Annotated in this window: 9 protein-coding genes and 2 pseudogenes; 4 read left to right on the forward strand and 7 right to left on the reverse strand. The window is 66.5% G+C overall.

The features are described from left to right. Positions 1–14 precede the first annotated feature (14 nt). The 5 genes from AWC16_RS22995 to lpqS (AWC16_RS25410) form a co-directional block, all read right to left on the reverse strand. On the reverse strand, positions 15–278 hold the full coding sequence (locus AWC16_RS22995; protein ID WP_085267020.1) for a PE family protein: 264 nt from the start codon (positions 276–278) through the stop codon (positions 15–17). Between the two features lie 237 nt (positions 279–515). Then, the gene (gene lpqS / locus AWC16_RS25825) at positions 516–983 is read right to left on the reverse strand and encodes a putative copper homeostasis (lipo)protein LpqS (protein ID WP_085267021.1); all 468 of its coding nucleotides are present in this window, start codon (positions 981–983) and stop codon (positions 516–518) included. Between the two features lie 3 nt (positions 984–986). Then, positions 987–2,258, reverse strand: a complete 1,272-nt coding sequence (locus tag AWC16_RS23005) for an MFS transporter (RefSeq protein ID WP_085267022.1) — start codon at positions 2,256–2,258, stop codon at positions 987–989. Next, on the reverse strand, positions 2,255–3,439 hold the full coding sequence (locus AWC16_RS23010) for a PLP-dependent cysteine synthase family protein (RefSeq protein ID WP_085267023.1): 1,185 nt from the start codon (positions 3,437–3,439) through the stop codon (positions 2,255–2,257). Before AWC16_RS23010 ends, AWC16_RS23005 begins: the two co-directional genes overlap by 4 nt. 107 nt (positions 3,440–3,546) lie before the next feature. After that, the gene (gene lpqS, locus AWC16_RS25410) at positions 3,547–3,978 is read right to left on the reverse strand and encodes a putative copper homeostasis (lipo)protein LpqS (protein WP_234812399.1); all 432 of its coding nucleotides are present in this window, start codon (positions 3,976–3,978) and stop codon (positions 3,547–3,549) included. A gap of 354 nt (positions 3,979–4,332) precedes the next feature. Between lpqS (AWC16_RS25410) and AWC16_RS23020 the strand changes: the two genes are divergently transcribed. The 3 genes from AWC16_RS23020 to AWC16_RS23790 all read left to right on the forward strand — a co-directional run bounded on the left by AWC16_RS23020 (position 4,333) and on the right by AWC16_RS23790 (position 7,741). Next, positions 4,333–5,850 carry a PPE family protein gene (locus AWC16_RS23020; RefSeq protein ID WP_085267024.1) on the forward strand — a complete coding sequence of 506 codons (1,518 nt, stop codon included), beginning with the start codon at positions 4,333–4,335 and terminating at the stop codon, positions 5,848–5,850. A 923-nt stretch (positions 5,851–6,773) separates the two neighbouring features. Further along, positions 6,774–7,070, forward strand: coding sequence for a hypothetical protein (locus AWC16_RS24595; protein ID WP_165759298.1), 297 nt, complete (start codon positions 6,774–6,776; stop codon positions 7,068–7,070). A 20-nt stretch (positions 7,071–7,090) separates the two neighbouring features. Then, positions 7,091–7,741, forward strand: a complete 651-nt coding sequence (locus AWC16_RS23790; protein ID WP_109561554.1) for a MerR family DNA-binding transcriptional regulator — start codon at positions 7,091–7,093, stop codon at positions 7,739–7,741. 175 nt (positions 7,742–7,916) lie between these two features. Here the strand turns inward: AWC16_RS23790 and merB are convergent, their stop codons facing one another. Continuing rightward, on the reverse strand, positions 7,917–8,105 hold the full coding sequence (gene merB, locus AWC16_RS25810) for an organomercurial lyase (RefSeq protein ID WP_420094317.1): 189 nt from the start codon (positions 8,103–8,105) through the stop codon (positions 7,917–7,919). Here merB and AWC16_RS25420 point away from each other — a divergent pair. Further along, positions 8,047–8,284 (forward strand): annotated as a pseudogene (locus AWC16_RS25420) (membrane dipeptidase); the annotation flags it as partial. The gene merB and the pseudogene AWC16_RS25420 overlap by 59 nt on opposite strands. A gap of 298 nt (positions 8,285–8,582) precedes the next feature. Here the strand turns inward: AWC16_RS25420 and AWC16_RS23045 are convergent. Beyond that, positions 8,583–9,955 (reverse strand): annotated as a pseudogene (locus AWC16_RS23045) (ISL3 family transposase). Positions 9,956–10,475: the final 520 nt, after the last annotated feature.

Genomic DNA, 10,475 nt, shown 5'->3' on the forward strand with positions numbered 1-10,475 from the left:
CTTCCTCCGATTGCTTAGGTGGCCGCGGCCGCGTTGGCGGTTTCGGCGGCCGCATACGATCCGGTGCGGGCCGCCAAGGTGGCCGTGAACTGTTCGTGAATCGCGGCGGCTTGGCCGCTGACCGCGTGGTAGATCTGGACGTGCGCGACGAACTGCGCGGCGCTCAGTGCCCGCACCTGGTAGGCGGCGGCAACGATCACTGTGGTCGCCGAACCCACAGCGGCCAGGTCCCCGGTGGCTGCTGCCAGCAGGTCCGGGTGGGTGACTAGAAATGACACGGGATGTCCTTGTCTGAGCGGTATTCCAAGGGCGGGCAAGCAGGACGGCTGCCGTGGAGCCGATGCCGGTGACGCTGTCGCGCTGAAGGTTTCGGATCCGCTGCCATGTCATATGCAGGGCGGGACACGCGTTGCTTTCAGCGTTAGCTGCCGAGGCGGCGCTGTCGGGCGGTACTGCTCATCAGTCGGTTATCACCGGCGGTCGTGGTATCGCACAACAGCCCTGATGTGGACCGATCAGCGACGAGAAACACAGAACCGCGTCAAACGGTCCTGGCCCGTGAAATGTGCGGCGAGCCCACGTGGCGGGCCCCGCCCGGCTACCGCCACCGGCTGCGTGTGCCAACCGGCGACAGCGACCACTGCCACGATCACGGCCAGGACCGGCAGCGTCGGGGATGACGACTGGGGCAAGACCGCGGCCACGAACGCCTTGTGGCACAGGCTTGTTGGCCGGTGGTCGAGGTGCGGCTGGTCGACGGTGCCGGCCACCGGACCCGCGTGTGAGGTCAGTACCGGTTGCGGTGCTGTAGATGCCGCCGGCCCGGATCGCAGCAGTCCACAATGGGCCCCACCAAACACCCACAAGATGAACACCGTGGCGATGGCCGCCATCGCGATCGCCGACCGTGACCGTGGCACACGCCCAGCGTGGCACCGCACCACGCTGCGGTGCGGCGGGCCGGTTCGATACCGATAGTTCATGATTTAGCGCCTGATCAACTGGCCGTGCGGGTTGGGCACAGTTTTCTTGGCCTCAAGGTGGTGTCCGCGGTCGAGGCGGTACAACGCGGCTGCGGCGATGGCACCGACGAGGACCAGTCCGGCCCACAGGAGTTCACTGGCGCCGAGTTGTCGTGCCAGGCCCATGAGCGAGCCGGTGGCGAGGTTGCCGAGCAGGATGCCGATGCCGACGATGGTGTTGTAGAACCCATAGTGGGTGGCGACCAGCCGGCCCCCGGCCAGTGCGACGACGGTGTCCATCTCGAATGGGAAGGTCGCGGCTGCGCCGATAGCGAGCATGGCTGCTGACATCAGCAGCGCGGCGATCGCCGCAATGCTGCCGAAGCGGGCCGCGTCGGGGACGAGCACCAGCGGCGTGAAGGAGGCCGCCACGACGGCCATCCCGATCGTCAGGCTGCGCCCAGGGCCCCAGCGGGCGGTGAACCAGGCGGTGATGCGCAGCTGCCCGGCGACAGCAACGATCCCGGACACCACGAACAGCGCCGCCACCACCTCGGACTGCGATTGCGGTGCGAGCACTGACGCCTGCAGCGGTAGCGCCAGATAGATCTGGAACGTCAGCACGTAGGAGCCGATCATCGCCGCGGCGAACAACAAAAATGACCGGTTGCCGGCCACCACACGCCAGTCCTCGAGGATGGAGGTTTTCGCCGTCGGCGGATCGGCGGCGTGTTTCGGCAGCGCGAGAAGTTGGGCGACGGTCAGGGCGGCGAACACGACCGCGGCGCCTGCGGCGGTGATGCGGAAGTCGAACGCCATCAGCGCCAACCCGACCAGCGGGCCCAGCAGGATCCCGGCTTGATAGAAGATGTTGAACACCGCGAACGCCTCAACCCGGCGGTCGCCGGCGTCGGCGGCCAGATAGGCGCGCACCGCCGGGTTGAACAACGCCCCCGCGAACCCCGTTGCCGCCGACGCGATCAGCACCGCGGGCAGCGACTGGGCGATGACCAACAACGCGAACCCGCCGGTGCGCAGCAGACATCCGGCCACGATCAGCGGTTTGTAGCCCAGCCGGTCGGCCAGCGTGCCGCCCACGATGAACATGCCCTGCTGGGAGAAGTTGCGCACCCCCAGCACCAGCCCGACTGCCCAGGCCGCCATCCCCAGTGGGCCGGCCAGGTAGCCGGCCAGGTACGGCATCAGCATGTAGAAGCCGATGTTGATGCCGAACTGGTTGACCATCAGCACCCGGGCGGGCACATCGAAGCTGCGGAACTGCGAAATAAACGTCATCGGCCCACCACTCCAGCCGGATCGAGCACGGTGGCGCACCGTGTCCAGGACTGCACCACTTGCTCACCGGGGTCGGTGATGACAGCCGGCTCGGCCGGCGGTAGGTGACCGAGCAGGTGGTGTTCGCGGCAGTAGTCGTCGTTGTAGATGGTGTCGAAGTAGCGTTGCGGGCCGTCGGGGAACACCGCAGCGATGGTGGTGTCGGCTGTCATGGTGCGTGCTGCCCACCCGGCGACCAGGGCGACCGCGCCCACACTCCAGCCGCCGCTGGCGTGGTGGGTGGCCGCCAGGGAGCGCACCGCCCACACTGCTTCGGCCGGGGCCACCCAGTGCACCTCGTCGAACAGTGCGTAGTCGACATTGCGTGGATAGATGCTCGAGCCCAGCCCGCGCATCAACCGGGTGGCGGCGGGTTGGCCGAAGATGGTCGAGCCGATGGTGTCCACCCCGATGACCTTCAGGTCCGGGTTGAACTCACGCAACACCCGGGCCACCCCGGCCGAATGCCCGCCGGTGCCCACCGAGCACACCAGCACGTCGATGCGGCCGAGTTGGTCGCCCAACTCCAGCGCCAGCGACCGGTAGGCGTCGATGTTGTCGGGGTTGCTGTACTGATCCGGGCACCAGGCGTCGGGATCGGCGGCCAACAGCTGCGCGACCCGGTCTTTGCGGGCCTGCTGCCACCCGCCGACCGGGTGCGGCTCGGCGACCAGATCGACGTCGGCGCCGTAAGCGCGCAGCATGTTCTGCACGATCGGCTCCATGCCCGGGTCGGTCACCACCGTGACCGGATGCCCGTAGGTCATGCCGGCCAGCGCCAGCCCCAACCCGAGGGATCCACTGGTGGACTCCACGATGCGGGCGCCGGGCCGCAGCACGCCGCGGGCCCGGGCGCGTTCAACCATGTGCAGGGCGGGGCGGTCCTTCATGCTGCCGCCCGGATTGAACCCTTCGAGCTTGGCCCAAAACCCGCGACCGGCCGAGGTCAACGGCGCCGAAATCCGCAACACCGGAGTATTACCGACCAAACCGTTGGGCCGGCGATACGGACTGGGGGCGGGTTCGCAGCCCGCGGCCCGGGGTGTGCTCGCCGGGGCGAGTTGGCGTGAACTGCGCAGGTCGATGGCCGCAAAGGGCAGCTCGGCAAGCTCGCAGGGGTTCAAAGACAGAAGATTGGTCATGGGATCGTCGCTTTCAGCGTGAGGCCGCAACCGCAGAGCGCAGCCAAGTGACATGGGCAGCAGACACCGGCCGTCGTGACAGGGCACAACAGCCTGGCGCTGACCATTCAGCGACGAGAAAGGCAGAACCGGATCAAGCGCTCTTGACCCGTGCGGGCACCGGCCAGCCCACCCGGCGGGCCCCGACCAGCCGGCACCACAAGAGAGGCCACTGAAGTCGCGGCGACGACCAAGACCGCCACCAGACCCAGCGCAACCAGCGCGGTAAACGACGACTTCGTGAGCATCGTGGTCGGGAACGCCTCGTGGTGAACGCCCAACGAACCGTTGGCAGCGTGCGGGTGATCGAGCGTGATCGCGTGCTCACCGCCCAGCGAGGACACCACGGAATGCGCTGGGTCAGCGACGTGGGACACCGGCGACAGTACGTCGGAGTGGGCGGCGATCGCCAACATCCCCACCGCCGCCAGCACGGCGGCCAGGAATCGCAGCCGTGGCCGACTGCGTCGGACCTTCGCCCGCATCCCCAAGTACCCCATACCCCTAGAGGGTACGCACGGTGTGCGCCGGTGTCTAGCGCGGGTATGGGCACATTTCGATAACGCTCCCGAGGCCCAAGTCAGACCGCCCCTTGGCGCCGCCGGGCGCGGACGGACCGCTCTGATTGTTTGTTGAAAACGGTTTTCATCAGCCGTTGGTTCGGGGTACAGTCGCCCGCACCTTGTCGATAATGATTGTCATTAACGCGCGATGGTGGTTGTGGGACGTCTTTGTCCCGCTGCCTGACCGGGCGTGGTGACGCGAGTCGGACGGAGAGTTCTGGTGATGACGCGACGTGTGGCGATCGATGGTGTGCCTGGCGACGATCAGGCATCGGTGATCGGTGTTGGGCGATGAGCGCACCGTTGTGGATGGCGTCGCCGCCGGAGGCGCATTCGGCCTTGTTGAGCAGCGGACCGGGGCCGGGTACGTTGCTGGCCACTGCGGGGGCGTGGACATCGCAGAGTGCCGAATACACTTCGGCGGCAGATGAACTCATCGCAGTATTGGGGGCGGTGCAGGCCGGGGCATGGGAGGGTCCCAGCGCGGAATCGTATGTGGCCGCTCATGTGCCGTATCTGGCGTGGTTGATGCAGGCCAGCGCGGACAGCGCTGCAGCGGCCGCCCAGCATGGGACCGCGGCCGCGGCCTACACCAGCGCGTTGGCCGTAATGCCGACGTTGGCCGAGTTGGCCGCCAACCACGCCAGCCACGGGGCGTTGGTGGCGACGAACTTCTTCGGGATCAACACCATCCCGATCGCGCTGAATGAGGCCGATTACGCGCGGATGTGGATCCAAGCGGCCACCACAATGGCCACCTACGAGGCAGTCGCCGGCACGGCGGTGGCGTCAACCCCGCAAACCGCGCCGGCGCCGCAGATCCAGAAATCCGACAGCACCACCAGCGACGGCGGCGGCTGCGGCACCAAAATCGATCCGTGGACCGGGGAAACCGAGGACGTCTATTGCCCGTCCGACCCGCGCTTCTGGCAGGGCTGGGCATCCGAACTCACCGAGCAAATCTCCGACGTGCTGGCAAATCCGTCGCAGCTATCGACCCTTCTTCCCATGATGGAGGCCGATTTTCTGTTCCACGTTCAGGTGCTTGTGTCCAACCTGCCCCAGATGGCCCCGCAGCTGTTGTCGGTGGGCTTAGGCCTCGCTATCGCCAACCTCGGATGGGCGGCCGGTCTCGCCGGGCTGGCCGGCCTGGCTCAGCCCACCGGGGTCCCGGCCACGCCGATGCCAGAACCCGTTGCGGCTCAACCCAACCTGTGGCCGACCGCCGGGATCGCCCCAACCATGCCAGCCGCTCCGACCACCGCTGGGGCCGCGGCGCCCGCAGCTCCGGCAGCACCAGTCACTGCCGCCGGTGCCGCACCCGTGCCGGCCGCCGGTCTTGCAGGATTCGGTTATCTGCTGGGCGGCGGCGGCGGACCCGGTCCCGCCGTCGGCCCAAACCTCACCGACCGTAGCCGCGTCAAGGCGCCGGCCTCCGACCTCAGTGCGCAGGAGGGGACCGCCGCGGCCGCGTCGGCACGGGAGCAGGCACGCGCCCGCCGCCGGCGGCGAGTGGCGGTGAAAGATCGCGGCTACCGCGACGAGTACGCGGATCTGGACGACAACATGGACACCGCCCCGGGCCCGTCGACCAGCGATCGGCTCGCCGCGCCGACGGCATCGGATCGCGGTGCCGGCGTGCTAGGGCTTGCCGACACCGCGCGCAAGGCCGACATCACACCGGCAGCGGGGTTGACCACGGTGGCCGGTGACGGGTTTGAGGGCGCCCTGACCGTGCCGATGGTGCCGAGCACCTGGGGCCATGACGGCAGCCCCCGCAAAACGGAGTACGAGGAGGACGACAGCTGACCATCACCTACCGATTAGCTCACCCTCCCGCACCCCGTAATCAATTTAGCGGCAGGCCTTTTACGCCGATACTTCCGGACATTGGGAGCGCGTCGTGCGCCGTATATCGGCATCTAAAGGTCAGTTCCGGGCCTGATGGTTGTCGACGGCACTTCGGGGCCGCCGGCACCAGTGCCACGAGGTCGATCTGGAGCAGCGGAAGGCGCTAGCGCCAACACTAGCAACGGGGCGGTCGGTGGGTGTGACGGTTTCGACGCCTTCGATGATGGCGTACAGGAGCCGAGCTTCTCAGTTGACTCCCGCTTCGCGCGCCCTGATCCGCATGCCCGGCGGGCAGGACAGAAGGGTGGTCAACTCATCGACATTCGCGCGGCGCCGAATATCGGGAAACGAGACGTGACATGACAGATACCCGCCACTGCCCGACTTCTACGTTCTTGAACTGCCGCGTGACGGGCGGGTCGAGGGTGCTTGCCCCGCAGTGCGCAGCCGCTTTCGAACGATTGACGTGGATACCCCACCGGGGTATGGTGTGGAGTTGTGAACGAAACCAAACAAGCCCAAGCCAATTGTTGCAAGTCCGGCGGCTGCCAGTGCGGTGACGCCTTGTGCACCCAGGGACCGGGCTGTCAGTGCGGTCACCCCGCCTGCACGTGCAACGATTGATCCACCACACCGCAGCACGACGACTGCACTCGACAGCCACAACCGGTGTGCGCTGAAGGCAGCCAAGCAAACCCAGCGAGTGTTGGAGGCGACGAGCTGCACGCCCAGTCCAGCAGCGGTAACGAGAGCATGGCCGGCCGGTAAGCGCCTGGTCATGCTGCCCGGCTGTGATCATCGCCGAGATGCGGCATCTGGGCCCACATCCAGTAAGCGCTGATCGATATGCCGAATCTTCGGCCCGAAAAGGTAGGCAAGCAATGCCAGAAAGCACCCCCGCCACTTCCACCCCCACACGTCCGGATTGGACCCGCTGGCTCTACCCCGCCGCCGCCATCACCGGCATTGCGGTCGGCATCTTCATCATCGTCGCTGGCCTGTATCTCGTTTTTTCGCAGCCGAACTGTGGTGGCGCCATGAAAGACGGCATGCCCTGCTGTGCCGAGATGAAAGAGAACATGAATCACAAGATGGACGACATGAAAAATAAGCCCGGCATGCCGTCCCCGTCGCAGATGCCGATGCCGATGCCGCCCATGCCCACACCTGGGCGGTAAATCGTCGAAGTGCGGGTCGCGTGGCGCAGGCGGCCGAGCGGACCGATGTCAATCCGCAGACGTTGCGGTATAACGAGCGACGCGGTCTGCTGCCGACGCCGGCTCGGTCGGAGTCGGGGTATCGCCGCTACGGGCCGGAGGCGGTGCACAAAGTGCGGTTTGTCAAACGCGCCGAGGAGCTCGGTTTCACCCTCGCGGACGCCGACGTATTGCCGCACCTGGCCGGCGGTGGACCGGAGAGCTGCCCTGCGGCCGTCGCGATGGCCGACGAGAAGATCACCGCGTTGACCGCCAAGATCAACGATCCGGCCCGCATACGCGCGACCCGCAATCGGCCCCCGAGCCGACCGCGACTGCACGCTTCAGCATGCCCTGGCTTCCGATCCTTAGGAACGGCCATGACCAGACCCGCCACGCCGCGTATCCAGCTGCTGCACGTGCCCGACTGCCCGCTGCTCGACCGGGTGCGGGACCTGGTCGCACAGGCGCTCGCCGCAACGGGGACAGCGGCCTCCGTCGAGGAGCTCTGCGGTCCGTACCCCTCGCCGGCCTTGCTGATCGACGGAGTCGACCTCGTCACCGGCCGACCGCCCGACCCGGATGCAAATTGCCGGCTGACCCTTCCGTCTGCTGAGCAGATACAGGCCGCCCTGCGCAGGAATGCACGCTGATATCGAAGGGCACCCCCATGGACACCTCCCTCGCCACCCGCTTGATCGCCGCCGTGGACGCCAGTCCGGATTGCACCGCCCGACGCCAAATTGCGGCGGCCGCTGCTTCAGCTGCTCGCCGCCGGCGCCCGGTCAGCGTCGAACAACTCGCCGGGAGCGCCGGGCTTTCGGTCGATCAGGTTCCCGCCGAGCTTGCCGCGTTGACCGACACGGGTTCACCGGTGCGGCGGCAGGGTGAGACGACGTGGGCGATGCGGCCGAGGATCGTCGGGAACACCAGAGCATCCAGGGCCGTGCAGGTATACGTTCCCAACGGTACCCACCGTAGCGTCCACACCCGAATCGAGATGTTCGAGATCTCCACCGGCCCAGTGATTTACAGTCACTCCTGCATGCGAGCGGTGTGATATCACCGCGTTAACATCACCGACGACCAAGCGCGGGCATGTGCGGGCTACCGACGGCGTCAGCGGAATCACCGGCGTCGGCATTTTTCTCGGCCCGAACACTCCCACGTTGGAGGCGATGACACGCCACCTGGAGTGAGCGGTTGATCTTGAGGCTGGCCGAGGAAATGACACGGGTCTGAGACAAACTCAGATGACACCACGTGAGACAACCGGCATCGCCGCAGGTCAGAGTGCCGCCATATGACACGGAGCATGAGACCATACAGATTTGTAGGGTTCACGCTGCGAGTCATCTTCTCAGAGGTTCGGTAGAGGCGACGGTTGCCGTGTTGCTTCCGGCCGGCGGGTTGGCGCGGCCGACAAGACGCGGGAGTTCCACCGCCTAGTCCAGTGCGTACCACACACTGGCCAAGAATGCTGGCTCTTCCGAGTTAGCAGGGGCGTAGCTGCCTGGCCGTGAGCGGCGCCCGTCGTGATTGGCGGGTGCAGGCCCACCGTACTCGGCGGCGTTGGTTGTCGGGGTTGCGGAAGCCGAAGGCGACGCGTCCGACGTGTTTGACGATCCTGTTGTAGCCCTCACTGCGGGCGTTCGACAGGCCGGTCGTGATCGCGAGAACCATTGGCCCCTGCCATGTTTGGATGGTTGCAGCGAGGTCGTGGATCTCGGGGACTTTGGTGGCGGCACAGAATTGGTAGAAGCGATACAGCGCGGCGGCGATGTCGTAGCGCATGGCACCGGTCGCGGTGCAGGCCAGGACGTCGCGGAGGAGTTCTTTGGCGATCCAGGCGGCCAAGATGTCCCCACCGGGGTCGGCGGCTGCCAGGGCGGCCACCAGGCGGTCGCGTTGGGTGTCGGTGAGCCGCTCGGCGGCGCGCAGTAACCGGCGCCGGTTGAGCCATTCCGGGTCGGCCTTGCGGCCACGACGCCCACGACTGTCCCAGGTGGTGCGCCGGCGTACCGCTTCGACGGTCTGGTTAGCTCGTTTGACCAGGTGAAATCTGTCGACGATCAACTGCGCGTGGGGCAGGGCGTCGCGAGCGACCTTGGCGTAGGTGCTCGACATGTCGATCGCGACATGGGTGATCGACTCCCGCCATTCGGGGGTGCGTGCTGCCAGCCAGTCGGCCACGGGTTTGGCTGATCGACCGTTGACCTGCACCAGCAGGCCGCTGGTGCCGGTGATGTCGACCAGGCCGGTGTCGAAGCGGTCGATCCACACGCGGTTGCCGGTGTCCGGGCAGGTCTCGTATTTGGCCTTGCCCGGCGGGTCTCGTCGATGCCCAGCACGGTGATCGCTGCCGGTTCGCCGGCGAGCACCGCCTCCGCGGTGGCCTCAACGGCACCGTGACAGGTGTTCCAGGTGCAGCCGTAGTCGGCGGCGACCGCGGCCACCGGCCGGATGTGGTCGAGGACCATCGTGGCCATCTCTGTCTTGGCTCGGGTAGTTACCCGTGCCCGCGGAGGGACATCCGGTGTGGCCTCGGTGAACGTCTTCTTGTCACAGGAAGTATTGGTGCACAGCCATTTCCGTTTCCGCCACACAATTTGGGGCCGGTCGGGTCCGATCTTGATATCGCGTGGGCGCGTGCTGACCCAACCGCGTGAGCGGCGCGAGCGGGTGCGGCACTTCGTGCACCGGCCGACGTACTCCGGGGCGGTGTGCGCCGTGATTACCCGCCCACCGTCGTCGTTGCGGTGCACCGTATCCACGACGATGCCTTCGAGACCGAGCAGCAAGGTACTACCGTTGGGCAAGGCTCGCGCCTTTCTGTGATCTGGATGCGTGAAGAACACCCAGTTCACAAGGGCGCGAGCCCCCAATCAGTCACCGACACCCAGGGCATCCGAATCGGTCACACCAGACCCCCACCAAGTCGGAAGAGCCAGAATGCTCTCTCGGTAAGGGAGGTTCTTCCGTACTGGCAGTAGCAGACTCACCGAAAAGTGGGGCGAGGGCACAGCCCCATACCCTGCCACCACTCCGCCGCAATTCACCCCATCCGGTCGGCAAGCCACCACGTCAGCTTCGGCGACAGACGGCGCAGAAGATAGGCAGCACGAGCGCCCGGGGTCACAACAATCTTGTGATGCGCAAGTCCACGATCGACTGCGTCCAGGACGTCGTCGGTCGTGATCATCAGTGGTGACGACGTCTGGTGACTGAGCTTTTCGACAAACGCCGGCCCTCCAGTCGCCTGGTTCAGCAAGGGAGTCTTGACCGCGGTTGGCGCGACCAACAGAACCTGGGATAGCGTCCCGCTGAGTGGTGGACTTCGGATCTAGCGTGGTTCACGCGTCGAGATCAACGAGTCGTGTTGAACGC

The organism is Mycolicibacter longobardus, assembly GCF_002102265.1.
Classification (GTDB): Bacteria; Actinomycetota; Actinomycetes; order Mycobacteriales; family Mycobacteriaceae; genus Mycobacterium; species Mycobacterium longobardum.